This is a genomic window from Rhodopseudomonas sp. AAP120 (assembly GCF_001295845.1).
Lineage (GTDB): Bacteria > Pseudomonadota > Alphaproteobacteria > Rhizobiales > Xanthobacteraceae > Rhodopseudomonas.
Genome location: NZ_LJIC01000059.1, coordinates 69,553 through 95,757, shown reverse-complemented (window position 1 = coordinate 95,757; position 26,205 = coordinate 69,553). Strand labels below are relative to the sequence as shown.

28 protein-coding genes are annotated in these 26,205 nt (G+C 65.9%); 11 read left to right on the top strand and 17 right to left on the bottom strand.

The annotated features are described in order from the left end of the window. Positions 1-448: 448 nt before the first annotated feature. Positions 449-850, bottom strand: coding sequence for a hypothetical protein (locus tag IP86_RS10390; RefSeq protein WP_156332460.1), 402 nt, complete (start codon positions 848-850; stop codon positions 449-451). A 6-nt stretch (positions 851-856) separates the two neighbouring features. Then, positions 857-1,441, bottom strand: coding sequence for a hypothetical protein (locus IP86_RS10385; RefSeq protein ID WP_054162442.1), 585 nt, complete (start codon positions 1,439-1,441; stop codon positions 857-859). A 159-nt stretch (positions 1,442-1,600) separates the two neighbouring features. Here IP86_RS10385 and purB point away from each other — a divergent pair, with 159 nt between their 5' ends. The 4 genes from purB (at position 1,601) to rpsD (ending at position 5,789) form a co-directional block, all read left to right on the top strand. Further along, positions 1,601-2,908: an adenylosuccinate lyase gene (gene purB, locus IP86_RS10380; protein ID WP_054162441.1), complete on the top strand. Its 1,308-nt coding sequence runs from the start codon at positions 1,601-1,603 to the stop codon at positions 2,906-2,908. A gap of 264 nt (positions 2,909-3,172) precedes the next feature. After that, on the top strand, positions 3,173-3,970 hold the full coding sequence (murI, locus tag IP86_RS10375; RefSeq protein WP_054162440.1) for a glutamate racemase: 798 nt from the start codon (positions 3,173-3,175) through the stop codon (positions 3,968-3,970). 173 nt (positions 3,971-4,143) lie between these two features. Further along, positions 4,144-4,926: a hypothetical protein gene (locus tag IP86_RS10370; protein ID WP_054162439.1), complete on the top strand. Its 783-nt coding sequence runs from the start codon at positions 4,144-4,146 to the stop codon at positions 4,924-4,926. Positions 4,927-5,171: 245 nt separating this feature from the next. Then, on the top strand, positions 5,172-5,789 hold the full coding sequence (gene rpsD, locus IP86_RS10365; protein WP_054162438.1) for a 30S ribosomal protein S4: 618 nt from the start codon (positions 5,172-5,174) through the stop codon (positions 5,787-5,789). Between the two features lie 265 nt (positions 5,790-6,054). Here the strand turns inward: rpsD and IP86_RS10360 are convergent, their stop codons facing one another. Then, entirely contained in the window at positions 6,055-7,059 is a 1,005-nt protein-coding gene (locus IP86_RS10360; RefSeq protein ID WP_054162437.1) for a saccharopine dehydrogenase, read from the bottom strand. A 151-nt stretch (positions 7,060-7,210) separates the two neighbouring features. Here IP86_RS10360 and IP86_RS10355 point away from each other — a divergent pair, with 151 nt between their 5' ends. Together IP86_RS10355 and IP86_RS10350 are read left to right on the top strand one after the other, a co-directional pair. After that, positions 7,211-7,747 carry a TetR/AcrR family transcriptional regulator gene (locus tag IP86_RS10355; RefSeq protein ID WP_502693997.1) on the top strand — a complete coding sequence of 179 codons (537 nt, stop codon included), beginning with the start codon at positions 7,211-7,213 and terminating at the stop codon, positions 7,745-7,747. 58 nt (positions 7,748-7,805) lie between these two features. Next, positions 7,806-8,873, top strand: a complete 1,068-nt coding sequence (locus IP86_RS10350) for a threonine aldolase family protein (protein WP_054162435.1) — start codon at positions 7,806-7,808, stop codon at positions 8,871-8,873. 84 nt (positions 8,874-8,957) lie between these two features. On the opposite strand, the gene IP86_RS10345 is transcribed toward IP86_RS10350, so the two are convergent. The 4 genes from IP86_RS10345 to grxD form a co-directional block, all read right to left on the bottom strand. Then, positions 8,958-9,254, bottom strand: coding sequence for a hypothetical protein (locus tag IP86_RS10345; protein WP_054162434.1), 297 nt, complete (start codon positions 9,252-9,254; stop codon positions 8,958-8,960). Positions 9,255-9,684: 430 nt separating this feature from the next. Continuing rightward, positions 9,685-10,965: a serine hydrolase domain-containing protein gene (locus IP86_RS10340; protein WP_197279745.1), complete on the bottom strand. Its 1,281-nt coding sequence runs from the start codon at positions 10,963-10,965 to the stop codon at positions 9,685-9,687. Positions 10,966-11,012: 47 nt separating this feature from the next. Beyond that, positions 11,013-11,555 carry an O-acetyl-ADP-ribose deacetylase gene (locus tag IP86_RS10335; RefSeq protein WP_054162433.1) on the bottom strand — a complete coding sequence of 181 codons (543 nt, stop codon included), beginning with the start codon at positions 11,553-11,555 and terminating at the stop codon, positions 11,013-11,015. Then, a complete protein-coding gene (gene grxD / locus IP86_RS10330) occupies positions 11,552-11,878 on the bottom strand; it encodes a Grx4 family monothiol glutaredoxin (protein WP_054162432.1) in 327 nt (108 codons plus the stop codon). Before grxD ends, IP86_RS10335 begins: the two co-directional genes overlap by 4 nt. 289 nt (positions 11,879-12,167) lie before the next feature. Between grxD and egtB the strand changes: the two genes are divergently transcribed. Together egtB and egtD are read left to right on the top strand one after the other, a co-directional pair. Continuing rightward, entirely contained in the window at positions 12,168-13,421 is a 1,254-nt protein-coding gene (gene egtB / locus IP86_RS10325; protein WP_054162431.1) for an ergothioneine biosynthesis protein EgtB, read from the top strand. A 44-nt stretch (positions 13,422-13,465) separates the two neighbouring features. Further along, the gene (egtD, locus tag IP86_RS10320; protein ID WP_054162430.1) at positions 13,466-14,434 is read left to right on the top strand and encodes an L-histidine N(alpha)-methyltransferase; all 969 of its coding nucleotides are present in this window, start codon (positions 13,466-13,468) and stop codon (positions 14,432-14,434) included. A gap of 344 nt (positions 14,435-14,778) precedes the next feature. Here egtD and IP86_RS10315 read toward each other — a convergent pair whose 3' ends face one another. Together IP86_RS10315 and IP86_RS10310 are read right to left on the bottom strand one after the other, a co-directional pair. Next, complete coding sequence (locus IP86_RS10315) at positions 14,779-15,513, bottom strand: hypothetical protein (RefSeq protein WP_054162429.1); 735 nt, start codon at positions 15,511-15,513, stop codon at positions 14,779-14,781. A 166-nt stretch (positions 15,514-15,679) separates the two neighbouring features. Continuing rightward, positions 15,680-15,916: a BolA family protein gene (locus tag IP86_RS10310; RefSeq protein WP_054162428.1), complete on the bottom strand. Its 237-nt coding sequence runs from the start codon at positions 15,914-15,916 to the stop codon at positions 15,680-15,682. A 176-nt stretch (positions 15,917-16,092) separates the two neighbouring features. Between IP86_RS10310 and IP86_RS10305 the strand changes: the two genes are divergently transcribed. Further along, positions 16,093-16,455, top strand: a complete 363-nt coding sequence (locus IP86_RS10305; protein WP_054162427.1) for a DUF427 domain-containing protein — start codon at positions 16,093-16,095, stop codon at positions 16,453-16,455. Positions 16,456-16,539: 84 nt separating this feature from the next. Then, the gene (locus tag IP86_RS10300; protein WP_054162465.1) at positions 16,540-17,727 is read left to right on the top strand and encodes an acyltransferase family protein; all 1,188 of its coding nucleotides are present in this window, start codon (positions 16,540-16,542) and stop codon (positions 17,725-17,727) included. Positions 17,728-18,191: 464 nt separating this feature from the next. On the opposite strand, the gene purL is transcribed toward IP86_RS10300, so the two are convergent. Together purL and IP86_RS10290 are read right to left on the bottom strand one after the other, a co-directional pair. Beyond that, positions 18,192-20,402 (bottom strand): phosphoribosylformylglycinamidine synthase subunit PurL, encoded by a 2,211-nt coding sequence (gene purL, locus IP86_RS10295; protein ID WP_054162426.1) that lies wholly within the window; start codon positions 20,400-20,402, stop codon positions 18,192-18,194. Positions 20,403-20,906: 504 nt separating this feature from the next. Then, positions 20,907-22,271: a TrpB-like pyridoxal phosphate-dependent enzyme gene (locus IP86_RS10290; protein WP_054162425.1), complete on the bottom strand. Its 1,365-nt coding sequence runs from the start codon at positions 22,269-22,271 to the stop codon at positions 20,907-20,909. 131 nt (positions 22,272-22,402) lie between these two features. On the opposite strand from IP86_RS10290, the gene IP86_RS10285 reads away from it, so the two are divergent. Further along, entirely contained in the window at positions 22,403-22,918 is a 516-nt protein-coding gene (locus IP86_RS10285; RefSeq protein WP_054162424.1) for a PaaI family thioesterase, read from the top strand. A gap of 99 nt (positions 22,919-23,017) precedes the next feature. Here the strand turns inward: IP86_RS10285 and IP86_RS10280 are convergent, their stop codons facing one another. From IP86_RS10280 to purS, 6 genes are all read right to left on the bottom strand, one after another. Next, positions 23,018-23,755: a tetratricopeptide repeat protein gene (locus IP86_RS10280; RefSeq protein WP_054162423.1), complete on the bottom strand. Its 738-nt coding sequence runs from the start codon at positions 23,753-23,755 to the stop codon at positions 23,018-23,020. A 44-nt stretch (positions 23,756-23,799) separates the two neighbouring features. After that, on the bottom strand, positions 23,800-24,156 hold the full coding sequence (locus IP86_RS10275; RefSeq protein WP_054162422.1) for a hypothetical protein: 357 nt from the start codon (positions 24,154-24,156) through the stop codon (positions 23,800-23,802). A 69-nt stretch (positions 24,157-24,225) separates the two neighbouring features. After that, the gene (locus IP86_RS28025; RefSeq protein WP_502693996.1) at positions 24,226-24,312 is read right to left on the bottom strand and encodes a DUF2256 domain-containing protein; all 87 of its coding nucleotides are present in this window, start codon (positions 24,310-24,312) and stop codon (positions 24,226-24,228) included. A 376-nt stretch (positions 24,313-24,688) separates the two neighbouring features. Beyond that, positions 24,689-25,387 carry a phosphoribosylformylglycinamidine synthase subunit PurQ gene (gene purQ / locus IP86_RS10270; protein WP_054162421.1) on the bottom strand — a complete coding sequence of 233 codons (699 nt, stop codon included), beginning with the start codon at positions 25,385-25,387 and terminating at the stop codon, positions 24,689-24,691. Continuing rightward, entirely contained in the window at positions 25,384-25,638 is a 255-nt protein-coding gene (locus tag IP86_RS10265) for a hypothetical protein (RefSeq protein ID WP_054162420.1), read from the bottom strand. Before IP86_RS10265 ends, purQ begins: the two co-directional genes overlap by 4 nt. A 72-nt stretch (positions 25,639-25,710) precedes the next feature. After that, complete coding sequence (gene purS, locus IP86_RS10260) at positions 25,711-25,956, bottom strand: phosphoribosylformylglycinamidine synthase subunit PurS (RefSeq protein WP_054162419.1); 246 nt, start codon at positions 25,954-25,956, stop codon at positions 25,711-25,713. Positions 25,957-26,205: the final 249 nt, after the last annotated feature.

Here is a 26,205-nt window from a genome sequence, read left to right as displayed (position 1 = left end):
GCGCCGGTTGGCGCTAAGGTGGTAATTGTCGCGATGGCTTTATGGACCCTCGCGCAACGCCTTCCGGCGCGCCCACCGCGGCGTCTGCTCGGCTTCGGGCCCGTGCTTCCGGGGACAGGCGCGATGCACTCCGCACCGCTTGATCCGGCGGATTTCGCCGCCTTCGCCTGTCCCGCGTCCAGCGAACTAACAAGTCACAGGCTCTCCTAGTGGAGCCGGACGGGGACCCGACGCCGCCCGGGAGATGTGTTTGCGAGACACACCGCGCGGACGCCGCATCCGCCCGACTTCGCTGACCAAAGTCAGCTTCGCCGGACCGTCGATCCGGGCTGATTTCCCAGCCCGCCGATCTATCCCGCCGACCGACGCCTCGCGAAAGCGCCCTCACGGACAGGATAAAACGGACTATAATCATCATAGGAATATTATCAAGCAGCACGTCGGGGCGTCAGTCGTATCCTGTGCCAGGGCGACTGCCCGGAATTTTCAAGAACCTGAACTTCTCGGGCAGATATTTGCGCAGCAGGCCGTCGATGATCTCGTGCTGGCGCACGGTGACGCCCATCGAGGGCCACTCGGTCTCTTTGCCGACGACGTCGACGACCAGGGCAACTGTCCAAGGCGGCTGATCCACCAGCATCGCCTGGACCGCCTGGATGTTGGCGACCGTCAGCAGTTCGAGATTGAACAGAAGGACTTTGTTGCTAGGCCAGCTATAATTGTCTGCAACCACCCAGAAATCTCCGCGCCCACAGCAATCCTCGAGCCCGTGCTGGCCGAAATGATCGACCAGCCGGCGGTAAACTTGTGTCCAAGCTCGGTCCTGCGCTGTCTCGTCAGTTGAATCCAATGGCTTTCACTCTCTCAGCCGGCCCCGACGCAACCAATACATGCTTTCTCGGAGCCAAAGTCGCATATTGAACGCGCGAATTCGAGGATCTCTCGACGCTTTTACGCGATTAACGAATGCCTTCGCCTCGTCTGAAGTCATCTTCGATGGCTCAATTTTATTCTCTTTTAGGAAGCGGTCCAATTCCTCTTCCACTCCCTTATTATTCTCCCTATGCATCCGATCATAGTAATTGCTTTCCGGAACTTTTAGCGGACCGGTGGTTTCGTTTTTGAAGACCTCCAGAGCTTCGGACGAGAACGTGTACTTCGGATTTCTGGTGATTGCTTCCTGCACCCAATGATGGCCTTCCGCATAGTCGGCCCAAGGTATGATGGGATCAGGAGACGCATCGGAAAGCACCTGCGCATCATTGAGTTGCGCAAGTATCGTCCACCTCCCATGCCAATCGCGGGGCTGATCCTCGTTGTAGCCATACTTCTTTGATGGCGCCCAGGTATTCCGACGCTCAAGCTGACACTTGATGCTCCGCAGGGCGGTGTTGAGAACCGCAATTTCATAGAGCGTTTGTCCAATCTCAATCGGCCTCATGATTTATCCACTCCATGATCCATTAACCTCCGAACTCTTGACTATATTCTTAGGAATATTTTCTTTTGTCAAGTTGCATATTTTGTAGGGGGCTGTAGCCTCCCCGCCCCGCGTCTGCTAAAGCGCGGCCTTAATCCCCCTGCACATCACGAGACCACAATGATCCCGCGCTATACCCGTCCGGAAATGGCTGCCATTTGGGAGCCGCTGACCCGCTTCAAAATCTGGTTCGAGATCGAGGCGCACGCCTCGGACGCCCAGGCGGCGCTCGGGGTGATTCCGAAGGAAGCGGCGGAGACGATCTGGGCCAAGGGCAAGGAGGCGGCGTTCGACGTCGCGCGGATCGACGAGATCGAGCGCGAGGTGAAGCACGACGTCATCGCCTTCCTGACGCATCTGGCCGAATTCGTCGGGCCGCTGTCGCGCTTCGTGCATCAGGGCATGACGTCGTCGGACGTGCTCGACACCTGCTTCAACGTCCAGCTCGTCCGCGCCGCCGACATCCTGCTGGCCGATCTCGACAAGGTGCTGGCCGCTTTGAAAAAGCGCGCCTTCGAGCACAAGATGACGCCGTCGATCGGCCGCTCGCACGGCATCCACGCCGAGCCGGTGACGTTCGGCCTGAAGATGGCCTACGCCTATGCGGAATTCTCGCGCGCCAAGGAGCGCCTGATCGCCGCCCGCAAGGAAGTCGCGACCTGCGCGATCTCCGGCTCGGTCGGCACCTTTGCGCATATCGATCCGCGGGTCGAAGAGCACGTCGCCAAATCGATGGGCCTGACCGTCGAGCCGGTGTCGACGCAGGTGATCCCGCGCGACCGCCACGCGATGTACTTCGCGGTGCTCGGCGTCATCGCCTCGTCGATGGAGCGGCTCGCCACCGAGATCCGCCATCTGCAGCGCACCGAAGTGCTCGAGGCTGAGGAGTACTTCTCGGCCGGGCAAAAGGGCTCGTCCTCGATGCCGCACAAGCGCAACCCGGTGCTGACCGAAAACCTCACCGGCCTCGCCCGCATGGTCCGCGGCTACGTCAATCCGGCGATGGAGAATGTCGTGCTGTGGCACGAACGCGATATCTCGCACTCGTCGGCCGAGCGCATGATCGCGCCGGACTCTACCGTGACGCTCGACTTCGCGCTCAACCGCCTCGCCGGCGTGATCGAGAAGCTGGTGGTGTATCCGGACAACATGACCAGGAATCTCGACAGGCTCGGCGGCCTGATCCACTCGCAGCGCCTGCTCACCGCACTGACGCAAAAGGGCTGCTCGCGCGAAGAGAGCTACAAGCTGGTGCAGCGCAACGCCATGCCGGTGTGGCGCGGCGAAGGCGACTTCCTGACGCTGCTGAAGGCCGATCCGGACATGCAGAAGTACATGACCGACGCCGAAATCGAAGAACAGTTCGACCTCGGCTATCACCTCAAGCACGTCGACACGATCTTCAAGCGGGTGTTCGGCGAGAGCTGAGCGCGGCGTCGAGACCTCTCGTTCGTCATTACGGGGCGCCGCACAGCGGCGAGCCCGGAATCCATAGCCCCTGGACTCCGGTCAGCGCAGAGCGTGGCCGGCGCCTCCATCAGTCGAGAGCGCAGGGGTTATGGATTCCGGGTTCGCGCTGCGCGCGCCCCGGAATGACGGGGAGAGACTTCGGCCACCGCTCCCGTGCTCGTTGCAACGCAGCGTCGCGGGAAAAACAACCGAAAACTAACCAAGCTGCGATAGACTTGCCGCGTGTCTGGGCATCCGAACATTCTGGTCTTCGATTCCGGCCTCGGCGGGCTGACGGTGCTGCGCGAAATCGTCAAGGCGCGGCCGGATGCGCGCTACGTCTATGCGGCGGACGATGCGTTCTTTCCCTACGGGCAGCACAGCGAGGAAGCGATCATCGGCCGGGTGGTGCCGCTGATCGGCGAGCTGATTGAAGCGCACCAGCCCGATCTCGTGGTGATCGCCTGCAATACCGCCTCGACCCTGATGCTGGCGCATCTGCGCGCCGCCTATCGGGTGCCGTTCGTCGGCACCGTGCCGGCGATCAAGCCGGCCTGTGCGGCCTCCAGGACCAAGCGCGTCTCGGTGCTCGGCACCAGCGGCACCGTGAAGCGCGAATATACCCGCGCGCTGATCCGCGATTTCGCCCAGGGCTGCGAGGTCAAGCTGGTCGGATCGGTGCATCTGGCGGCGCTGGCCGAAGCTGCGCTTGGCGGTACTCCAGTGGCTGACGACGCGATCGCGGCCGAGATCGCCCCCTGTTTCGTGGCCGGCGACGGGCCGGACAGCCGGACCGATACTATCGTGCTGGCCTGCACCCACTATCCGCTGCTGCTGGACCGGCTGGTCCGGCTGGCGCCCTGGCCGGTGGACTGGATCGACCCGGCGCCGGCGATCGCCCGCCGCGTCGTCAGCCTGCTCGGCGCCGGCAGCGCCAGTCATCAACATGAACCAGGCGCCACCATAGTGTTCACTTCCGGACAGTCGCACCGGCTTGCCAGCGCCCTCACCCCCTATTTCGGCGGCCACGTCCCGGCCTGAGTACTTTCCGAGAACCTCCGGCGCTGCTACTTTCGCAGGCAGGGAGGATCACCATGACCAACAGGTTCCTGATCGCACAGGTCGTCACGATGACGGCCGGTTCCGCGATCGCGCAGCAGCAACCGGTGGTCGCCACGACCAAGCCGCTGGCCACTCCGGCGCCCTAGTCCGACGTGCGCGGCAAGATCCGAATCCTCACGCTGCGGCGCCGGCTGATTGCCGATCTGATGCGCGCGTCGCAGGGCGTGCCGCTGATCACCTATCAGCGCTCGCTGAACCTGACGCCGCTGGCGCTGGCGCGCGGCCGGCTGACCGCGCCGCCCGGCTTCGCGGCAATCATCGCCAAAGCCTGGGCGCTGGTGGCGCGCGAGCAGCCGATGCTGCGGACGCTGGTGGTCGATTTTCCGTTCCCGCACCTCTACGAGCTGCCGCGCAGCGTCGCGATGATCGCGATCGCCCGCAGGGTCGAGGGCGAGGACTGCGTGCTGATGCAGAAGGTGGTCGGCGCCGACGAGCTGTCGCTGCGCTGCGTCGATGCGCTGATCCGCGAGGCGCAAACCGCGCCGATCTGCGAAGTGCCGATGTTCCGCAAGCTGCTGCGGATCAGCGCGCTGCCCTGGCCGCTGCGCCGGATGGTGTGGTGGGGCGGCATGGCGCTGGCCCGGCAGCGCGCCAATTTCTTCGGCAGCGTCGGATTGTCCTCGGTCTCGGCGCTCGGCGCCGGCGACCTCTATCCGATCAGCCCCGGCCCCTACATGCTGAGCTATGGCCGGCTACACGACGACGGCCGCTTCGACATGGTGATCCGCTTCGACCACCGGCTGATCGACGCCGCGCCGATCGCCCGGGCGATGACCCGGCTCGAACAGGTGCTGAACACCACTTTAGCCAGCGAATTGCAGGCACTCTACGATCCGGCGACCGATCTGCCGCCGGTCCGGGCGATCGGCGCCTGACGCGGCGGGCGGTCCTGCCGCCCTGTCGCCGAATTGACATCCGGCCGGATTCTCCCTAGAACCCCGCCCACAACGCGGGCCTTTCGGCCCGCGTTGCGTTTCGCGACCCGTGGTCCTCCCCTTACCTGCTTTGGGGCCGGATCTGTCGGCGGCTGGTTCTCCGGCCGCACAGGAGGGCGCGTTTCCTCATGCAAGCCTGAAAAACGCCATCGCGGTCGCGATGGCTGTGAACAACCGAGGACGCGATGACAAAGCGCAGTGAAGCCAAGTATAAAATCGACCGCCGGATGGGCCAGAACATCTGGGGCCGCCCGAAGAGCCCGGTCAACCGCCGCGAATACGGCCCCGGCCAGCACGGCCAGCGCCGCAAGGGCAAGCTGTCCGACTTCGGCGTGCAGCTGCGCGCCAAGCAGAAGCTGAAGGGCTACTACGCCAACATTTCCGAGCGCCAGTTCCACGCCATCTACGTCGAGGCGACCCGCCTCAAGGGCGATTCGGGCGAGAACCTGATCGGCCTCTTGGAGCGCCGTCTCGACTCGGTCGTGTACCGCGCCAAGTTCGTCTCGACGATCTTCGCGGCGCGCCAGTTCATCAATCACGGCCACATCAAGGTCAACGGCAAGCGCGTCAACATCTCGAGCTACAAGGTGCGCGTCGGCGACGTGATCGAGGTCAAGGAATCCTCGAAGCAGCTCGCGATCGTGCTGGAAGCCAGCCAGCTCGCCGAGCGCGACGTGCCCGACTACATCGAAGTCGACCACAATAAGATGACCGCGAAGTTCGCCCGCATCCCGGCGCTGTCCGACGTGCCGTTCGCGGTGCAGATGGAGCCGCATCTGATCGTCGAATTCTATTCGCGCTAAGCGCGACACTGCTTTCTTCGTACTGATTGCTGCTCAGTCCGATGCATCGAGGCCCCGGTTCGCCGGGGCCTTTTTGTTTGTGCTCCGTGTCCCGGACGCGATGCGGCGCGCAGTGCCGCTTCGCAGATCCGGGACCCCGGTTACTCGTTGCGAAAGCAAAAAACCGGGGCCCCGGATCTGCAGCGCACCACGCCGCAATAGCGGCGCGCTGCGCTGCGTCCGGGGCACGAGCCTTAAGGTTGCCGGCGACGCCCACCGCTCGCCATCACACAGCCTCCAACTCCATCACCTCCCCGCCGGCCTGAGCGAGCCGCTTAAAGTACGTGTCCGGCCCGATCAGCTGATACGGGAAGTACAAGCCCGCCGGCGTCGCGGGACGGCCGTCGAGGCCGAGCAGGCGCTCCAGCACAAGCGCGGTGCCGAGGCCGGTCAGCGGCATCTGGCCGGCGGGATGGAGGATGGCGTGGCGGCGGCGCAGCGGCCGGCCGGCGTGGTCCGTACCAGTCAATTCGATGATGATCTCGGTCGACAGCGGCTCGCCGCGCCGGCGGCTGGAGCTGACGCCGACGGCAAGGCTGAAGCGAACGTTGGGCGCGCCGGTCGCGGTGGCGAGGCCGAGCACGTCGTTGGGCGAGAACGCCGACGCCTCCATTTTCGTGCCGTCCACAGCGCGGAAACTGGTCTTAAGATCGTCGCCGGCCCGCCAGACGTAAGCGCCGCCTTGCCGAGCCAAGGCGACCGGCAAGGTCCGGGTCTGCCGCTCCAGATCGGCCTCCGCGGCCGGGCCGAACGCATCCTGCTCGTCGAGCAATGCGCCGATTGAGATGTCGTCGATGCGGCCGAATGCTTTGGCGAAGGCGAGCGTCGGCACCGTCGTGCCGCCAACCATCCATTCCGTGCCCAGCACCACCGGCGCGGCCTGCGGCCGGTGCATGTAGGCGGCGACTTCCGGACCGAGCTCGACGATCCCCGGCGAGATCGACAGATGCGGCACGCCGCGCGCCTGGGCGAGTTGCAGCGCGGTCAGGCGCTGGTCGGTGAACAGCGTCGCGATGGCGCTGACGCGGCGATGCCCCAGGCCGAGGTCGGCGACAGTGTCGTCGATCACCACCGCCTCGGCGTGCAGGTCGGCGGCCGCCTGTTCGGCCCGCGCGCGATCCCGGCCGCCGATCAGCAGCGGCAGGTCGGGATGCGCGGCGCGCAGCGATCGCGCGGTCCAGCGGCCGACATGGCCGGCTCCGCCGATCAGGAGAATCGGATCGTTCGACATTGCAGCACTCCCTCGTTCTGCCTAACCTACCATCCGTAATATAACAAAGCTACCAAAGGTAGGTTTCATGGCGAGAACCGGAAACGCCGGTGTGCCGCCGCTTGCGGAACCGGGCGGCCGGCTGCCGAAAGCGCAGCGGCGACGGCAGCTGATGGACACCGCGTTGCAGATCGTGCGCGACGAAGGCGCCGACCGGCTGACGCTCGGCTATCTCGCCGAGCGCGCGGGCGTCTCCAAGCCGATTGCCTATGATCACTTCGGTACGCGATCGGGGCTGCTGATCGAGCTGTACAAATCGATCGACGCCGAGCACGCCGATGCGCTGCGTGCGGCGTTGGCGACCGGTCACCGCAGCCTCGAGGAGACCGCTCAGCTGCTGGCGTCGGCCTATGTGCATTGCTCGGCGGAGACCAGCGGCGAGTGGCAGGCGATCGGCGCGGCGCTGGCGGGCAGCCAGGAGAAGGAAGCCGTGTATCAGCAGCTGCTCGATGGCTACGTCCAGCTGTTCGCGACCGCGTTGAAGCCGCATACAGCGCTGCCGCGCGCCGAACTGGTCCGGCGCTGCGTCGGGCTGATCGGCGCCGGCGAGGCGCTGTCGGCCGCGATGGTGCGCGGCCAATGCCGCGAGACCGACGCCGCCGCGGCGTTTGCGGCGCTGATCCGCGGCGGCCTGCAGCAACCGGCCTGAAAACAGAGCCAAAGCTGTTCGGGTTCTATCGGTGTCCGAAATGCTCTAACTTGCCGCCATGTCCTACATCCCGCCCCCACCCGATCCGCACGCGCCGCCGGTTCGCATCAACCTCCTCTCCGACACGCAGACGCGGCCGACGCCGGCGATGCGCGAGGCGATGGCGCGGGCGGAGGTCGGCGACGAGCAGACCGGCGACGATCCGACCACCAATGCGCTGCAGGAGCGCGTCGCGGCGCTGCTTGGCAAGGAGGCCGCGGTGTTCCTGCCGTCCGGCACGATGTGCAACGTCACCGCGACGCTGGCGACTTGCCGGCCGGGCGACGAGATCATCGCGCATCGTAGCGCTCACATCCTGTCGCGCGAGGGCGGCGCGCATGCGGCGCTCGGCGGCTTCCAGATCACGCCGCTGGACGGCGACGGCGGCCAGTTCTCGCTGGCGGCGTTCCGCGCCGCGCTGCATCCGCGTTCACGCTACGAGCCGCCGCAGACCATGGTCAGCGTCGAGCAGACCGCCAATATCGGCGGCGGCACGATCTGGCCGCAGCAAACACTCGACGCCGTCGCTGCCGCCGGCAAGGCGGTCGGCCTCGCCACCCATATGGACGGCGCCCGGCTGATGAACGCGGTGGTGGCCACCGGCATCGCGGCGCGCGACATGGTGGCGGGCTGGGATTCGGCGTGGATCGATTTCAGCAAAGGGCTCGGCGCCCCGGTCGGCGCAGCGCTCGCCGGTTCACGCGCCTTCATCGACGAGGTCTGGCGCTGGAAGCAGCGGCTCGGCGGATCGATGCGGCAGTCCGGCGTGATCGCGGCAGCGTGCGATTATGCGCTCGATCATCACGTCGAGCGGCTCGCCGAGGATCACGCCCACGCGCGGGCGCTCGCCGCCGGGCTGGCGCAGCTCGCCGGCGTGGAGGTGCAGGAGCCGCAGACCAATCTGGTGTTCTTCCGGCCGGACGGCGCGGGCATTCCCGGCGCCGAGCTGGTGACCCGGCTCCGCGCCCACGGCGTCCTGCTGGCGATGATGGACGGCCGCATCCGCGCCTGCACCCACCTCGACGTCAGCGCCGCGATGATCGACGAGACGCTGGGACTGGTGCGGGAGATCCTGCGGAAAGCATGAGCTCGCTGGCCGCGCCCAAACGCAAATGGCCGGGACGAGCCCGGCCATCGCAACTTCATCGATCAGGCGCGTGGCCCGACGGCCTTACAGGCAGATCCGCACGCCGGCGGCGTTGACGACGCAAGCGCCACGACCGCGGCCACGCACCGGGCCGCCATAGCCACGGCCGCGGCCATAACCCCGGCCGTAGCCACGGCCACCGCGATAGCCACGACCGCGGCCGCGCCCCCAGTCGCCACGCTGGGCGGACGCCGAGGTGGTCGACACGCCGGTGATCAGCGCGGTCGCGCCGACCAGGCTGAACGCATAGATGCTGGTCAGTACCACCGCGGCAAGAACGCGCGAGACGAGGCCCTGACGGCCAGGCTGCTTGTAGGTCATGTGATTCCTTTCGTTTGCGCGCGGACGGTGGCTGCAATTCGCCGCAGCGTCAATTCGGAACACAATGATGCGAGGGAAGTTCCAGCGCCGAGGTTCGATATTGCCGGGCACGCCGCGTCTCTGCCGGGAGCAACCGCAGAAGCGTTCCCTCACCCTCCCCTGGAGGGGGAGGGGCGGCGTCCAGCCCGCGCAGCGGGATGGGCGGCGGGGTGGGGTGAGCCGCGGGCACTGCGGATAAACTCTTCGCCACCCCGCCCCGCTCGCTACGCGAGCGACCCTCCCTCTCCAGGGGAGGGTGGTCCTCCAGCATCAGCCTGTTTTCAAATGCGATGGCCTGCCGTCATTCCGGCTCCGCGCGTCGCGCGCCCCGGAATGACAAAAGAGAGGTCACGGGCGTAAACGGACGATAGGCTACGACCTTACGTCACGATCACTCCAGCGCTTCGTAAACCAGCTTCTTCAGTTCCCGCTGCACCGGCTGGCGCTGCGAGGGGGTTTGTTCCATCAGCACGACGAACATGTCGAGCTTCGGATCGACGATGAAGTAGCAGCCGCTGGCGCCGTCCCATTTCAGTTCGCCGAGCGAACCGGGCGGCGGCGGCTTGGCATTGCCGGCATCGGTGCGGACAGCGAGGCCGTAGCCGTAGCCGAAACCGTCGCCGGGGAAGTAGAAGTAATCACGGGCGACACCGGAGGACGGGCCGATGTGATCGGTGGTCATGTCCTTGAAGGTCGCTTCGCTGAGATAGCGCTTGCCGTCGAGTTCGCCCTTGTGGAGCAGCATCCGGACGAAGCGGATGACGTCGTGCGGCGTCGAGGTCAGGCCGCCGCCGCCGGATTCCCACTTCTTGACGATGTCCGGCCGGCTCGGCCGTCCGACCCGGAAGTCGGCGTCGTTCGGCATCGGCTGCGCCATCCGCGCCTTCTGCTGTTCCTCGGGCAGGTAGTAGCGCGTGTCCTTCATCCCGAGCGGATCGAACAGCTTCTCCTTCTGATATTCGTAGAACGATTTGCCGGAGGCGACCTCGATGACCCGGCCGAGCACCTCATAGGAGTTGCCGTAGTCCCACAGCGTGCCGGGTTGTTCCTGCAGCGGCACCTTGGCGATGCGCTCGGCGAATTCGGCGTTGCTGGGATCGCCATCGTAGATCTTGGCGGCGGCGATCGCCTTGCGCACCAGGCTGTCGCCGTAGAAGCCGTAGGTGATGCCGGAGGTGTGCAGCAGCAGGTCGCTGATCTTGATCGGCCGCTTGACCGGCTCGAAATCGAGAACCTTCTCGCCGCCCTCTTTGGTCTTCTGGACGCCAACCTTCACATCGGCGAAGGCGGGAATGTATTTCGACACCGGATCATCGAGCTTGATCTTGCCGTCCTGCACCAGCGTCATCACCGCCACCGCGGTGAACGGCTTGGTCAGCGAGGCCAGCCGGAAGATGGTGTCGTCGGTCATCGGCGCCTTGGTGGCGACATCCCGCACGCCGAAATACTTACTATACACCGGCTTGCCGTGGCGCTCGATGTACACAACGGCGCCGGGGATCTTGCCCTCCTCGATGATCTTGCCGAAGAACGCGTCGATGCGGCCGAGCTTCTCCTGCGAGAACTGCGCGGTCGGCGGCGGATCGAAACTGCCTTCCGCGAAAGCGGGCGAGGCGATCAGCGCGGCGAGCGCTCCGGTTGTCAGTAGACGCGCGACGCGGCGCAAGATCATCAAGTCCTCCCTCGTTATCACGGGAGGATGGTAGCGGCCGCGGTCAACTAATCAAGAGCCGCCGTCAGCGCAGCCCGATGCAGCGCTGCGCCCGGTTCCGAGAAGCAGCAGAACACCACTCGTGTAACCACGGGCATGGCCGTGAGCGTATCGATGCAAGTTCGCACCGCGATCGGCGCGGCGCGCTCGGGTGGGAAACCATAGACGCCGGTGGAAATCGCCGGGAAGGCGACCGAGGCGAGATCGTGCTGCTGACACAGTTCGAGTGCCCGGCGGTAGCAGGAAGCCAGCGCGGTGTCCTCGCCGGAACCGCCGCCATGCCACACTGGTCCGACGGCATGAATCACATGCCGGGCCGGCAGCCGATAACCGTGGGTGATCTTGGCATCGCCGGTGGCGCAGCCGCCGAGGCTGCGGCACTCGGCCAGGAGTTGCGGGCCCGCGGCGCGATGAATCGCGCCGTCCACCCCGCCGCCGCCCAGCAGCGAGCTGTTGGCGGCGTTGACGATCGCATCAAGTGCGAGCGTCGTGATGTCGGCGACGACGACCTCGAGGGTCGCCGCGCCGCTCGAGCGTGCGAAACGGCTCAGGCCGCGACCTTGATGCCCTTGTCGGCGAACAGCTTCTGCAGCTCGCCGGCCTGGAACATCTCGCGGACGATGTCGCAGCCGCCGACGAATTCGCCCTTCACGTAGAGCTGCGGGATCGTCGGCCAGTTCGAGAACTGCTTGATGCCGTCGCGCAGCTCGGCCGATTCGAGCACGTTGTGGCCCTTATAGGGGACGCCGATGTGATCGAGGATCTGCACCACCTGACCCGAGAAGCCGCACTGCGGAAACTGCGGCGTGCCCTTCATGAACAGCACGACGTCGTTGGCCTTCACTTCGTTGTCGATGAATTGCTCGATGCTCATGGCGGATCCTTTTGCGGCGCGGCCGGCTGACCACCAGCGGCCGGGTCGGTCTGTCATATATGTAGCGCGAAAATCATTCGCAGCCCAAGTAAAATGCCAGTCAGCCGTGCTGACGGTCTGATTTGCCTCAACATTCCGGCATCGTTCGGATTGGCGAACGTCCCCGCAGTGTTGCGGAGGGACGGAGAAGCGGGCTGCTCCTGCCTTCCATTCCGGCCCGAAACACCTATTTGGCGAGTCTCGGAACCGCTTCTCGGAAGCAGCGTTTTCTCCCAAATCGGAGTCGCTCGTGTCGAATTTCTCCTCCGCCGCTGTTTCAGTAGCCGTTTCTCCCGAATCCACCACGACGACCCGCGCCCTCGCCTCCCGGCTGGCGGACGCCTACCGGGCGGTGCGCGACGAGACCGAACGGCGGGCTGCGCCGCTCAGCGCCGAGGATCAGGTGGTGCAGTCGATGCCGGACGCCAGCCCGGCGAAATGGCACCGGGCGCATACGACCTGGTTCTTCGAGCAGTTCCTGCTCGGCCCGCACCAGCCCGGCTACCAGGTCTTCCATCCCGATTATGCGTTTCTTTTCAATTCCTACTACGTTTCGGCGGGGCCGCGGCACACCCGCGCGGCGCGCGGGCTGTTGACCCGGCCGGGGATCGAGGACGTTGCCGCCTATCGCCGCTATGTCGACGACGCGATGCTGGCGCTGTTCGCCGACACCGATGAGGCAAAGTTGCGGCAGCTGGAGCCGCTGGTGGAAGTCGGTCTCAATCACGAACAGCAGCACCAGGAGCTGCTGCTGACCGACATCCTGCACGCCTTCGCCCAGAATCCGATCCCGCCGGCTTACGATCCGGCCTGGCGGCTGCCCGCCGCAGATCGCGGCGGCGACGCACTGGTCGATCTGCCGGAAGGCATCCATGCGATCGGCCATGCCGGCGACAGCTTCCATTTCGACAACGAGAAGCCCGTCCACCGCGCGCTGGTCGGGCCGGTGACCCTGTCCCGCCACCTCGTCACCAACGCCGAATGGCTCGCCTTCATGGCCGATGGCGGCTATCGCACGCCGACGCTGTGGCTGATGGACGGCTTCGCCTGCGCCGAGCGCGAGGGCTGGGAAGCGCCGGGCCATTGGCGGCAGGTCGATGGCGAGTGGAAGATCATGACGCTCGGCGGCCTGCAGCCGATTGATCCCGACGCGCCGGTCTGCCATGTCAGTTACTACGAGGCCGACGCCTTCGCGCGCTGGAGCGGCAAGCATCTGCCGACCGAGACCGAGTGGGAAGTCGCCGCGCGCGCCGGCCAACTTGCCGATGCGTTCGGCATCGTCTGGCAGTGGACGCGCAGCGCCTATGCGCCCTACCCCGGCTACAAGGCGATCGAGGGCGCGCTCGGCGAGTACAACGGCAAGTTCATGGTCAACCAGCTGGTGCTGCGCGGTTCGTCCTGCGTCACGCCGCAGGGCCACAGCAGCCTGACCTATCGCAATTTCTTCTATCCGCACCATCGCTGGCAGTTCACCGGACTGCGGCTCGCCGACTACGACGTCTGACGTCCTGATCACAACGCGCGCCGCGCGCATCCGGGAGATCGCCCATGAACATGCACGTCGCCGTGCAAGCCCGAGCGCATCAGCTCGATCCGCAGACGCAGAGCTTCGCCACCGACGTGCTGGATGGCCTGTCGCAGCCGCAGAAATCGCTGCCGCCGAAATACTTCTACGACGATCTCGGCTCTGAATTGTTCGTCGCGATCACCAGGCTGCCCGAATACTACCCGACCCGCACCGAGCTCGGCATCCTGCGCGCCCGTGCCGGCGAGATCGCCGCATTGATTCCGTGGAACGCCGCGCTGGTCGAATTCGGCGCCGGCGCCACCACCAAGATCCGACTGCTGCTCGAGGCGCGTGACATCGCCGCCTATGTGCCGGTGGATATTTCCGGCGACTTCATCGCCGCGCAGGCCGAGGAGCTGTGCGCCGATTTTCCCGAACTGTCGGTGTATCCGGTGGCGGCGGACTTCACCGCGCCGTTCGCGCTGCCGGACGCGGTCCGCGATCTGCCCAAGGTCGGCTTCTTTCCCGGCTCAACCATCGGCAATTTCGAACCGCACGAAGCCGCGCATCTGCTCGGCACCTTCCGCGAGATCCTCGGCCACAACGCGCGGCTGATCGTCGGCGTCGACCTGGAGAAGGACGAGAGCCTGCTGGTGCCCGCTTATGACGATGCGGCCGGCGTCACCGCCGAGTTCAACCTCAACGTGCTGGCGCGCATCAACCGCGAACTCGGCGGCGACTTCGACCTGCGCGCCTTTGCGCATCGCGCGATCTACAATCGCGATCAGCACCGCATCGAGATGCATCTCGTCAGCCGCTGCGACCAGACCGTCCGCATCCTCGGCGAGCGCATCGCCTTCAAGGCGGGCGAGACCATTCACACCGAGAACAGCTACAAATACAGCCTCGACCGCTTCCGCGCGCTGGCCGAACAGGCCGGGTGGTCGTTGCAGCAGAGCTGGACCGATGCGGACGGGCTGTTCTCGGTGCACGCGCTGCAGGCGAACTGAGCGTCGCCGGGTTCTCTCGAGTACGAACGTTCTCTAGAGGCAATTTAGTGCTCGCGTCGCCCTCACCCCAACCTCTCCCGCAAGCGGGAGAGGGGGCGTGCTGCCGGCGCGGCGGGCGCCGTGATCCAGCCCTACCCTTCGATCTAATCAGAGCGGCCACTGCGTTCGTCCGCTGCCTCACCGCATCGGCAGCCGGCTCCCTCTCCCGCTTGCGGGAGAGGGTTGGGGTGAGGGCGACGCGGGCAGTGAGCTGATGACGCGGCTGATAAGTAACTCGAGCCTTATCGCCACGGGCGCGTGTTTTGAAGCACTTGGTTTGCTGCCTTTCCAGAGAGCGTGAGATACTACGCGGACGCGGCCTCTGTTGAGGCCACGGCTCGCGCCGCGCTGCGTCCCCTCGCCTCATCGGCGCATTTGGCGGCGTGGACTTCGCGGTTGATCACCTGCAGGTTCGGCAGGCCCCAATAGCCGAGCAATTGCGGCCACGGCAGCTCGCGGTGCTGCTTCCAGACCTGGAATAGCGGGACCTGGTGGTCCACCTCCGACGTCTTGAGCAAACGCCGGTTGGTCTCACGGCAGCGCCGTCCCTGCAGCTTGCGCAGCAGCTTGGCCTGGGCGCTCGGCGCGTTCCAGAACTGCCAGGCGGTGACGCAGGCGCTGTGCCAGGTCGCGTTCTTGTTGGCGCCGGCGTCCCACAGGTCGGCGTGCCAACCGAACCGATACACCGGCTGGCCGCAGACGCAGCAGAAGCCCGGGCCTTTGGCGTGAGCCTTTTCGCGATATGGCGCCGGCGGCGCGCGGAAGCTGGCCGGCAGGCCCGACTCCGGATCGCCGCCGAGTTGCCAGCGCCATCCATCCGGCGCGCCGCTGCGCGCGGCGAGCGCCCGGGCGAGCCGGTCGGCCCGCAGCGGATGCGTGCGCCAATAACCATCGATCGCGACCCGAAGCGTCGAAGGCGTCCAGGCGCAGCTCCGCGCCCGGACCAGGACGGCCTGTGGAAACGCCGCCGGCAACCGTTTGGTCAACCGCGCCAGCGCCTGCGCGTTGACCTTCGCCTTTTCATCCCGCCACTTCGACAAGAGAGCCCCCCGACGCAGCGACGGTGCCGCGCGGCCGTAAAGCCTTCGTTAAAGTCGGGACGCCGCGGGCGGCTCCGGCGAAGAGAGGCCGGGGCCAATGTGATCTGGCCGCACACCGCCGCATGCAGCGCAGCGATCGGCGGGCGCATTCCAGCAGGACGGCGCGTCAGCCCTCCGGCACGCCGGTCTGCAGCGCCAGCGCGTGCAGGACGCCGCCCATCTGGCCGCGCAGCGACGCATAGACGATCTGGTGCTGCTGCACGCGCGACTTGCCCCGGAACGATTCGGAAATCACCGTCGCGGCGTAATGGTCGCCATCGCCGGCCAAGTCGCGAATCGTCACTTCCGCGTCGGGAATCGCGGCCTTGATCATGGCCTCGATGTCGCGGGCATCCATCGGCATTCACAGTCCTCCGAAAATTGATCGATTCCGGGTGGTCTGCCCGGCGGCCTTGCCTTAGCTGTGCGATACTATATTGCAGCGCGGCCCTTTCAAAGCCCGCAGAGGTCGCACATCTAGTTGAGGCTCGCGGCGCATGGCGCCCCTGCCAGCACGATCTGCCCAGCGCGAGGAAAGCCATGAGAATTCCCGGCCCCGACCATCCGATCACGATCACGCGCAATCCAAAACGGATCCGCATTACTGTCGACGGCCAGGTGATCGCCGAGACCGATCAGGCCCTGACCCTGAAGGAAGCGAGCTACCCGCCGGTGCACTACATTCCGCGCGCCGACACCAACATGGCGCTGCTCGCCAAGACCGAGCGCACCACGCATTGCCCTTACAAGGGCGACGCCAGCTATTTCAGCATCGCCGCCGGCGGCGCCACGCTGGCGAATGCGATCTGGAGCTACGAGGAGCCGTTTCCGGCCATGACCGAGATCGCGGGCTTCCTGGCGTTCTATCCAGACAAAGTCAAAATCGAGGAATTGCCGGCGTAAAGCCGAAAGTTCGACGCCGTTTCAATCTTGCCCGGGCGGCAATTCGCGGACATTGTCGGCCCGCGGATGGACGAGAGATCGACCGTGACCACAACCTATCCCGCTCGGGACGACGTCGCCGCGGCCGCGCCGGCCGCCGTTCGGGTGCGCGACCTGTCGCTCGACCGCGCCCGCACCTTCCTGACCATCCTGGTGCTGATCCACCATTCGGTGATCCCCTACACGCATTACGGCCACACCGACCCGTCGTCGTGGATCGGCTTCGACTGCGTCGTGCTCGCCACCGACAGCTTCTTCATGGCGATGTTCTTCATGCTGTCGGGGCTGTTTCTGTGGCCGAGCCTCGATCACCGGCCGAAGATCGGCACGCTGACGCGCGACCGGCTGATCCGGCTCGGCATCCCGTTCGTGATCGGAGCCTTCACGGTGATCCCGATCGCCTACTACGCGATTGCGCTGCGCGCCGACCCGGTGCTGAGCTTCGCCGACTTCTACCGCAACATGATCACGGTCGGTCCGTGGCCGAGCGGTCCGCTGTGGTTTCTGTGGGTGCTGTTCATCTACACCTTCATCGGCGGCACGATGTACCGGATCTCGCGCCACACGCTCGACCCGCTCAACCGCCTCGCCTATCTCGGCTATCAGCGGCCGTTCGTGTACATCCTCGCGACCTTCGCGATCACGGCCGCCGTTTACGTGCCGGCGCGGGTGTATTTCGGTCCGAACCAATGGTTCGAAATCGGCCCGTTCTCGGTGCAGGAAAGCCGCGTCCTGCTCTATGCGGTGTATTTCTTCATGGGCGCAGGGATCGGCGCCTGCCATCCGGAGCGCGGCGTGATCAGTGCCGGCGGCCGGCTGGCGAAGCTGTGGTACATCTGGGCGATGCTGGCGGTGCTGCCCTATGCGGCGATGTGGGGCTTCATCGGCATCAAGCGCGGAATCCTCGACAATCCGCCGGATCTGCCGATGTGGTACGAAGCCGGCTACGGCCTCGCCTTCGCGGCGTTCAGCGTCACCGTGATCTTCGCGATCCTGGCCTACTTCTTGCGCTTCCAGCGCGCCGGCTGGAGCATCCTCGACCCGCTGCAGCACGACGCTTACGGCATCTTCCTGGTGCACTACGCATATATGCTCTGGCTGCAATACGCACTGTATGATCTCGAATGGCCGGCGATCGCCAAGGCCAGCACGGTGTTTGTGTTGGGGCTGATGCTGAGCTGGGCGACCACGGCGGTGCTGCGGAAGATCCCGGGATCGTATCGGGTGTTGTAGAGGGCGTCGCGGGCCCGCGGCTCCGCTACGCACACCCTCTCTTTTGTCATTCCGGGGCGCGCCTCTTGGCGCGAGCCCGGAATCCATAACCACCGCGGTTAGTTACTTAGGCACAACGAGGCCCCGCCGTGCTGCGCCGCGACCGCAGGGGCTATGGATTCCGGGCCTGCGCGCAAGAGCGCGCATCCCGGAATGACGAACGAGAGGGTTGGTTCGCGGCTGATGCGCGGGAGAAATTCCGGGTTCGCTCGCTACACGAGCCCCACGAAATGACCGGACAGCCCACGCTGCGTCATTGCGAGCCAACGGGTCGGCGCGAAGCGCCGCCCGATGACAGGCTCCGCGAAGCAATCCAACGCAGTGCACCGCGCTGGATTGCTTCGTCGCGGAGCCTGTGCCCGGACGGCGCGGAGCGCCGATCCGGGTGCTCCTCGCAATGACGGTGGAGAGGGTCGTTACGACCGTTACGCCTTCCCCGCCATGTAGTCCGGCAGCCAATGCTCGTGGGCGTGGCGCAGCGCCTTGATATCCACGGTGCGCTCGCCTTCGATCTTCAGCGTGGGGCCGGCGGTGGTGCCGATCTGGACGCAGGGGACGCCGATGGTTTTCAGCTTCGACAGCGTGGTGAGCAGGTCGTCCTGTTTCACGGTGACGATGTAGCGGCCCTGGTCCTCGCCGAACCACCAGGCGTGCGACACGATCTCGGCCGGCGGGGCGTCGAGCGCGGCGCCGATGTTGCCGCTGATCGCCATCTCGGCGAGCGCGACCAGCAAGCCGCCGTCTGAGACGTCATGCACAGCGGTCGCGGTGCCGGCGTGGATCATGCCGCGGACGACGTCGCCGTGGCGCTTTTCGCAGGCCAAGTCCACCGGCGGCGGCGCGCCCTCTTCGCGGCCGCAGATGTCGCGCAGGTACACCGACTGGCCGAGCCAGCCCTTGGTCTCGCCGATCAGCAGGATCGCCTCGCCTTCGGCCTTGAAGGCGAGCGTCGCCGATTTGGTGAAATCATCGAGCACGCCGACGCCGCCGATCGACGGCGTCGGCAGGATGCCGCGGCCAGAGGTCTCGTTGTAGAGCGAGACGTTGCCGGAGACGATCGGCGAATCCAGCGCGATGCAGGCTTCGGAGATGCCGCGCAAACAGCCGACCAGCTGGCCCATGATCTCGGGCCGCTCGGGATTGCCGAAGTTCAGGTTGTCGGTGATCGCCAGCGGCTTGCCGCCGACCGCGGTGATGTTGCGATAGGCTTCGGCCACCGCCTGCTTGCCGCCCTCGAACGGATCGGCCTCGCAATAACGCGGCGTGACGTCGACGGTGAGCGCGAGGCCCTTGGGGCCGTCCTCGATCCGCACCACCGCGGCGTCGCCGCCGGGGCGCTGCAGCGTGTTGCCGCCGATGACGTGGTCGTACTGCTCCCACACCCAGCGCTTGCTGCACAGGTCCGGCGTCGCCAGCAGCTTCTCCAGAGCCTCGGCGGCGCCCATCGGCGCGTTGATGTCGCGGGCGTGGATCACCGGCAGCTTCGGGCTCTCGACCCACGGGCGGTCATACAGCGGCGCCTCGTCGCCGAGCTCCTTGATCGGCAAATCGGCCTTCACCTGGCCGCCATGCTTGACCACGAAGCGCTTGGTCGGCGTGGTGTAGCCGACGATCGCGAAATCGAGGCCCCACTTCTTGAAGATCTCCTCGGCTTCCTTTTCCTTCTCCGGCTTGAGCACCATCAGCATGCGCTCCTGGCTTTCGGAGAGCATCATCTCGTAGGCGGTCATGCCGGTCTCGCGGGTCGGCACCGCGTCGAGATCGAGCTCGACGCCGAGGTCGCCTTTGGCGCCCATCTCGACCGCCGAACAGGTCAGACCCGCAGCGCCCATGTCCTGAATCGCGATCACGCAGTCCTTGGCCATGATCTCCAGGCAGGCCTCGAGCAGCAGCTTCTCGGCGAACGGATCGCCAACCTGCACGGTCGGGCGCTTCTCCTCCGAGCCCTCGTCGAACTCGGCCGACGCCATGGTGGCGCCGCCCATGCCGTCGCGGCCGGTCTTGGAGCCGAGATAGACGATCGGCATGCCGACGCCGCTGGCTGCGGCCAGGAAGATCTTGTCAGCGTCGGCGAGGCCGACCGCCATGGCGTTGACCAGGATGTTGCCGTCGTAGCGGGTGTGGAACCGGGTCTGTCCGCCGACGGTGGGCACGCCGAACGAATTGCCGTAGCCGCCGACGCCGGCGACGACGCCGCCGACGAGGTGCCGCGTCTTGGGATGCTTCGGATCGCCGAAGCTCAACGCATTGAGGCAGGCGATCGGGCGCGCCCCCATGGTGAAGACGTCGCGCAGGATGCCGCCGACGCCGGTGGTGGCGCCCTGATAAGGCTCGATATAGCTCGGGTGGTTGTGGCTCTCCATCTTGAAGACCACCGCCTGGTTATCGCCGATGTCGATCACGCCGGCGTTTTCGCCCGGCCCCTGCAGCACCCACGGCGCCTTGGTGGGCAGCCCCTTGAGGTGGATGCGCGACGACTTGTACGAGCAGTGCTCGTTCCACATCGCCGAGAAGATGCCGAGCTCGGTGAAGGTCGGCTCGCGCCCGATCAGATCGAGAATGCGCTGATATTCGTCCGGCTTCAGGCCATGGCTGGCGATCAATTCCGGGGTGATCTTCGGCTCGGGAGCGGACATAGGGCAGCATTCCTCGGCGCGCCGGAGGGGCCAGCGCGGACCGCTGTTATGTAGAAAGATCGGCCCGGTGGGGAAAGGCCTTTTTGGCCGGATTCACGGCCCGTTCCCGTGTCCCGGGCGCGATGCAGCGCGTAGCGCTGCTTCGCAGACCCGGGATCCCGGTTCATGCGCCGGAAACCGGGACCTTAGTTCACGCGCCAGAAACCGGGGCCCCGGATCTGCAGCGCACCACGCCGCAAGGGCGGCGCGCTGCGCAGCGTCCGGGGCACGCGAGGTTGACGCCGCGACTGCCGGCAATCTTGCCGACGACTCGCCGGCGAAGGCCATGCCGCCTCTGGATCCGAATCTTCGCTCCTCGCGAGCCGTGTCCCGGGCGCGATGCAGCGCATAGCGCTGCTTCGCAGACCCGGGATCCCGGTTCACGCGCCAGAAACCGGGGCTCCGGATCTGCAGCGCACCACGCCGCAAGGGCGGCGCGCTGCGCAGCGTCCGGGGCGCGTTGGTTTAGGCCGCCACCGCCGGCAATCCCGCCAGCGCCGTGGCGAGATCCGCTTCGTCGTAGTCCTGATCGACCAGCTTGCCTTCGAAGTAGTTGATGTAGGCCTGCATGTCGAAATGGCCGTGGCCGGAGAGGTTGAACAGGATGGTTTCCGCCTTGCCCTCGGCCTTGCAGCGCAGCGCCTCGTCGATCGCGCAGCGCACCGCGTGCGTCGATTCCGGCGCCGGCACGATGCCTTCGGTGCGGGCGAACTGCACGCCGGCTTCGAAACAGCCGACCTGCTGATAGGCGCGGGCTTCGATCAGGCCGAGTTCGTAGGCGTGCGACACCATCCCGCTCATGCCGTGGTAGCGCAGGCCGCCGGCATGGAAGCCCGGCGGCATGAAGGTCGAGCCGAGCGTGTGCATCTTCACCAGCGGAGTGAGATGCGCGGTGTCGCCGAAATCATAGGCGTAGGTGCCGCGCGTCAGCGTCGGGCACGCCGCCGGCTCGACGGCGATGATGCGCCGCTTGCGGCCGCCGCGCAGCTGCAGGCCGAGGAACGGAAACGCCAGGCCGGCGAAATTTGAGCCGCCGCCGGCGCAGCCGATCACCACATCCGGATCGTCGCCCGCCAGCTCGAACTGCTTGATGGCTTCCTGGCCGATAATGGTCTGGTGCAGCATGACGTGATTGAGCACCGAGCCGAGCGCGTATTTGACGTCCGGATTCTTGGCGGCGATCTCGACCGCTTCGGAGATCGCGATGCCGAGCGAGCCCGGGCTGTTCGGCGTCTTGGCGAGGATCGCGCGGCCGGATTCGGTTTCCGTCGACGGCGAGGCGATGCAGCGCGCGCCGTAGGTCTCCATCAGCGCGCGGCGATACGGCTTCTGATCGAACGAGACGCGGACCTGGAAGACCAGCACGTCGAGCCCGAACAGCGAGCCGGCAAACGCCAGCGACGAACCCCACTGCCCGGCGCCGGTTTCTGTCGACAGCTTCTTGATGCCGGCCTGCTTGTTGTACCAGGCCTGCGGCACGGCGGTGTTCGGCTTGTGCGAACCGGCGGGCGAAACGCCTTCGTATTTGAAGTAGATCTTGGCCGGCGTATCCAGCGCCTGCTCGAGACGGCGCGCGCGGATCAGCGGCGCCGGCCGCCACATCCGGAACACGTCGCGCACCGGCTCGGGAATGTCGATGTAACGCTCGGTCGCGACTTCCTGGAGGATCAGCTCCATCGGAAACAGCGGCTCCAGATCGCTCGGGCCGACCGGCTGATGCGTGCCGGGATGCAGCACCGGCGGCATCGGCGTCGGGAAGTCGGCATTGAGGTTGTACCAGGACGTCGGGATGTTCTCCTCGTCCAGCACGTACTTGATCTGGTCGCTCATTCTGTTCTCCCTGAGGCGGCCGCGCGGCGGCCGGCAACCTATACTGGGGCAGGACGCGCCCCGTTTGCGCAGGGTCAATTCGCCGCGCCCGACCGCGCACGGCATTTGCATTGCAGCGCGGCATCGGATTTATGGAGAGACCTCGACCAAAGGATAATTCCGCCGTGCAGCAAGCCGCTCCGCCGTCCCACCGCCCCGATCTGACCGTCGCCACCGAGGGCGAATTCGCCGGCTGGCGAACCTGGACGCGCGACACCTTCGAGTCGCACAACGGCCCGTTCTGGCACCGCATCGACGACGATGGCCACGTGCGCTGCGCCTTCCGGGTGGAGAAGAAGCACCTCAACGGCATGAAGGCCGTGCACGGCGGCTGCTTCATGACCTTCGCCGATTATTGCCTGTTCGCGATCGCGACTCGCGAGCTGGAAGGCCCCGGCGTCACCGTGGCGTTCGGCGCCGAATTTCTCGACGCGGCATTCGAAGGCGAACTGATCGAAGCCACCGGCGAAGTCACCCGCGCCGGCAAGTCGCTGATCTTCGTCCGCGGCATGCTGAAGAGCGGCGACCGGCCGCTGTTCACCTTCTCAGGCACCATCAAGCGCGTGAAGCGCAAGGTGCCGGCGACCGAGGTGGCGGATAGTCATTGAGCGGCGATCCCGTCCCCGATCGACCGCCACCCGCCGGCCGCGTTGCTCGCGAGCGACGCGGCACGCGCCGTTCAACTCATCGGTGAACTGCCCGGCGAGCTAATTGGCAACCCGCTTTTCGGCGATGGTGATCCACTCGGCCTGCACCTTGCGGGCGAATTTCGGCGCGCGCTTCATCTGGATCAGCAGCTCCATGAAGATCGCCTTGGCTTCGGGCGCCCGGCCGAGATCTTCCAGCAGCAGGCCATGCCGCACGCGCGCCTCGGCGCCGGGAAAATATTGCGACACCGCCTCGAATTCCTGCAGCGCCTCGTCGGTTCGCCCCGCCTCGGCGAGCGCGCGCGCATAGAGCAGATGCCCCTCGGCCGATTCGTAGTCCGGCGCGGCCTCGCGCATCGCGTCAAGCGTCGCCACCGCATCGGCCGGCCGCTTCAAGCCGAACTCGGCCTTCGCCTTGCCGATCGCATAAGCGGGATCGTCGCCATGCGGCAGCGCCATCAGATGCGTGTAGTGCTGCTCCGCCTCTTCGAAGCGCCCGAGCGCGAGGCACTCGTTTGCCAGCGCCGCACGGTTGGCGATCGTGTCGGTGGCCGCGAGCCGATCCGATAAGTTGCGATATTCTTTCTCGGGATCGAGCCGATTGATGACGCGTCGGCCCGCGCGCCCCGCCTGCGGGCCGCCGAGAATTTCCGGCAGCAGCTCGACCAGCACATAGGCCACCGCGCCGGCAACCGGAATCATCAGGATGATGAACGCCCACGGCTGCAAACGGCCCGTCCTCGAGGCGTGATACACGAGCATGACGTCGAGCAGAACAACGATGACAGCAAATGGCATCGGACCTCCAAACGGCCGGACCAACCCGATCGATCCGGTCGTAATCACGGGGTTATGTTAAAATCATGATGCGCCCATGAACCAAGGGCGCGAGCGCGTGACTGCGTCGGCAAGCCGTCGAGCAACGCATCGGCTTCCGCCGTGATGACCGCCTTGCGGGCGTCGTCGAAGCCGGCGAGCGTGCGATACGGCATCGCCCTGCGCGGGTTCCCGCGCAAATGCGGCGCATTGCGGATCAGGAAAGCCCCATGGAGGATGTTGAACGTGCATGCTTTCGGTCCGGATTTGACCTTTACTTCGTTGCGGTAACTTCCGCACAGGTTCGACATCCGATCGATATAAGCGCCCGATGCTGCGGCGGGCTCCGACGCCAGCAAACCTCCCTCGGCGAATTGCGCCATGCCTTGCACGCTCGGCAGTTCGACCCACTCGTAAGCGTCGGCATCGAGGACGAGATACTACGCGGCGATCTAATCCCGCGCCCACTTCGTGCGCCACGCAAACGGCCGCCCGCACGCCACGCAGGTCTTGTGAGGCAGATCGGATTTGACTCGCATCCGGGGCATTGGGGTCCGACGGAGTGGGATGGGCGTCGGAGGACGTACGCGGCAAAGGGTTGCACGCCGTTACAACGGCCCTCTCCCCGTCATTCCGGGGCGCGCGCAGCGCGAGCCCGGAATCCATATCCCCTGGACTCGCGGGTAGTCACGGGCGGGCGACGCCAGCTTTCAACCACCAGCACAGTGGTTATGGATTCCGGGCTCGCTCACTACGTGAGCGCCCCGGAATGACGAACGAAAGACTGGGATGCAGCGACCAGATCGGCGCATCTATCGCCACGCGCGCGACACACTGTTATTTCGAAGAAGATGGATTGCCGGGTCGAGCCCGGCAATGACGCGGAATGCGAAGCCACGCGCGCTCGTTACAAAACTACGCCGCCTTCAGATGCGCCGCGAGGCCTTCGAACAGGCCACGCCCGTCGGTCGAGCCCATGATCGGTTCGACGTGGTTTTCCGGATGCGGCATCATGCCGAGGACGTTGCCGCGTTCGTTGACGATGCCGGCGATCGACGCCGCGGCGCCGTTGATGTTGTGGCTCTCGCCGATCTCGCCCTCGGGCGAGCAGTAGCGATACAGCACGCGGCCGTCGCCTTCGAGACGCTTCACGGTCTCTTCGTCGGCTTCGTAATTGCCCTCGCCATGCGCCACCGGCACCTTGATCACTTGGCCGGCGGTGTAGCCGCGGGTGAACGGACTATCGGCGCGCTCGACGCGCAGATGCACGTCGCGGCAGATGAATTTCAGCCGCGCATTGCGCATCAGCACGCCGGGCAGCAGGCCGGATTCGCAGAGGATCTGGAAGCCGTTGCAGACGCCGAGCACGAGGCCGCCGCTGCCTGCGAACTTGCGCACCGCGTCCATCACCGGCGCCCGCGCCGCGATCGCACCGCAGCGCAGATAATCGCCGTAGGAGAAGCCGCCCGGCACCACGATGAGGTCGGTGCCCTTCGGCAGTTCGGTGTCGGCATGCCACACCATCGCGGCATCGGTGCCGGAGACGAGCTTCAGCGCGCGCGCCATGTCGCGCTCGCGATTGATACCGGGGAAGACGAGAACGGCGGATTTCATAGGCTAGGTGCTTCGTTCAGTTCGAGACGATGTTCGATGCGGTCGAGCCGCTGTTCGTGGCGGACCAGCGTGGCGTGAATGCTGCCGAGTTCGGTGTGAATGCCGACCATCTCCTGACGGAGCCCGTTGTGCGAGAAGCGCAACGCCTGCACGTCCTGCTTCAGTTCGTCGACCTTGCCATCGACCTGCGCGAGCCGCGCCTGCACGGCCTTGAGGACTTCGTACATCAGTTCGGGAGTGACTTCAGCCATCGCAATGCCCTCATCAAAACCCCTCACCCGACGAGCTTCGCCCGCCGGCCTCTCCACAACGGGAGAGGGTTATCAGCCCAGCACCTCGACGCGATAATTCTCAATCACGGTGTTGGCCAGCAGCTTGTCGGCGGCGTCTTTCAGCGCGGCTTCGGCTTTCGCTTTGTCAGCATCGGCGGCGAGCTCGATGTCGAACACCTTGCCCTGGCGGACGCTGGCGATGCCGGCGACGCCGAGCGACTTCAGCGCGCCTTCGATCGCCTTGCCCTGCGGATCGAGGATGCCGTTCTTCAAGGTTACAGTCACTCGTGCCTTCATGGTCCCCTCGTCGTGTCGGATAGAGCCTCCGCCCTCTCCGTCATTCCGGGGCGCGCGCACCTTGCGCGCGAACCCGGAATCTCGATCGGTCTATAACTTCTGGACTCCGGGTTCGCGCCGCGCGCGCCCCGGAATGACGTCACTTTTGTCTGCCATCCTTCGAGACGCCCGGCTGCGCCGGGCTCCTCAGGATGAGGTCGGCGGTGTGGCGCCGGCCCCAGACACATCCTCATGGTAAGGAGCGTCGCG

What these genes read in the sequence shown, in the direction of transcription:
- IP86_RS10385 (WP_054162442.1), bottom strand. Translation starts at nt 1,441, where the DNA reads ATGAGGCCGATTGAGATTGGACAAACGCTCTATGAAATTGCGGTTCTC.
- purQ (WP_054162421.1), bottom strand. Translation starts at nt 25,387, where the DNA reads ATGAAATCCGCCGTTCTCGTCTTCCCCGGTATCAATCGCGAGCGCGAC.
- IP86_RS10310 (WP_054162428.1), bottom strand. Translation starts at nt 15,916, where the DNA reads ATGCCGATGGATGCCCGCGACATCGAGGCCATGATCAAGGCCGCGATT.
- IP86_RS10350 (WP_054162435.1), top strand. Translation starts at nt 7,806, where the DNA reads ATGTCCTACATCCCGCCCCCACCCGATCCGCACGCGCCGCCGGTTCGC.
- purB (WP_054162441.1), top strand. Translation starts at nt 1,601, where the DNA reads ATGATCCCGCGCTATACCCGTCCGGAAATGGCTGCCATTTGGGAGCCG.
- egtD (WP_054162430.1), top strand. Translation starts at nt 13,466, where the DNA reads ATGAACATGCACGTCGCCGTGCAAGCCCGAGCGCATCAGCTCGATCCG.
- IP86_RS10275 (WP_054162422.1), bottom strand. Translation starts at nt 24,156, where the DNA reads ATGGCGCAATTCGCCGAGGGAGGTTTGCTGGCGTCGGAGCCCGCCGCA.
- IP86_RS10290 (WP_054162425.1), bottom strand. Translation starts at nt 22,271, where the DNA reads ATGAGCGACCAGATCAAGTACGTGCTGGACGAGGAGAACATCCCGACG.
- purS (WP_054162419.1), bottom strand. Translation starts at nt 25,956, where the DNA reads ATGAAGGCACGAGTGACTGTAACCTTGAAGAACGGCATCCTCGATCCG.
- IP86_RS10340 (WP_197279745.1), bottom strand. Translation starts at nt 10,965, where the DNA reads ATGATCTTGCGCCGCGTCGCGCGTCTACTGACAACCGGAGCGCTCGCC.
- IP86_RS10265 (WP_054162420.1), bottom strand. Translation starts at nt 25,638, where the DNA reads ATGGCTGAAGTCACTCCCGAACTGATGTACGAAGTCCTCAAGGCCGTG.
- rpsD (WP_054162438.1), top strand. Translation starts at nt 5,172, where the DNA reads ATGACAAAGCGCAGTGAAGCCAAGTATAAAATCGACCGCCGGATGGGC.
- purL (WP_054162426.1), bottom strand. Translation starts at nt 20,402, where the DNA reads ATGTCCGCTCCCGAGCCGAAGATCACCCCGGAATTGATCGCCAGCCAT.
- IP86_RS10355 (WP_502693997.1), top strand. Translation starts at nt 7,211, where the DNA reads ATGGACACCGCGTTGCAGATCGTGCGCGACGAAGGCGCCGACCGGCTG.
- IP86_RS10305 (WP_054162427.1), top strand. Translation starts at nt 16,093, where the DNA reads ATGAGAATTCCCGGCCCCGACCATCCGATCACGATCACGCGCAATCCA.
- IP86_RS10285 (WP_054162424.1), top strand. Translation starts at nt 22,403, where the DNA reads ATGGAGAGACCTCGACCAAAGGATAATTCCGCCGTGCAGCAAGCCGCT.
- IP86_RS10280 (WP_054162423.1), bottom strand. Translation starts at nt 23,755, where the DNA reads ATGCCATTTGCTGTCATCGTTGTTCTGCTCGACGTCATGCTCGTGTAT.
- grxD (WP_054162432.1), bottom strand. Translation starts at nt 11,878, where the DNA reads ATGAGCATCGAGCAATTCATCGACAACGAAGTGAAGGCCAACGACGTC.
- IP86_RS28025 (WP_502693996.1), bottom strand. Translation starts at nt 24,312, where the DNA reads ATGCGAGTCAAATCCGATCTGCCTCACAAGACCTGCGTGGCGTGCGGG.
- IP86_RS10345 (WP_054162434.1), bottom strand. Translation starts at nt 9,254, where the DNA reads ATGACCTACAAGCAGCCTGGCCGTCAGGGCCTCGTCTCGCGCGTTCTT.
- IP86_RS10360 (WP_054162437.1), bottom strand. Translation starts at nt 7,059, where the DNA reads ATGTCGAACGATCCGATTCTCCTGATCGGCGGAGCCGGCCATGTCGGC.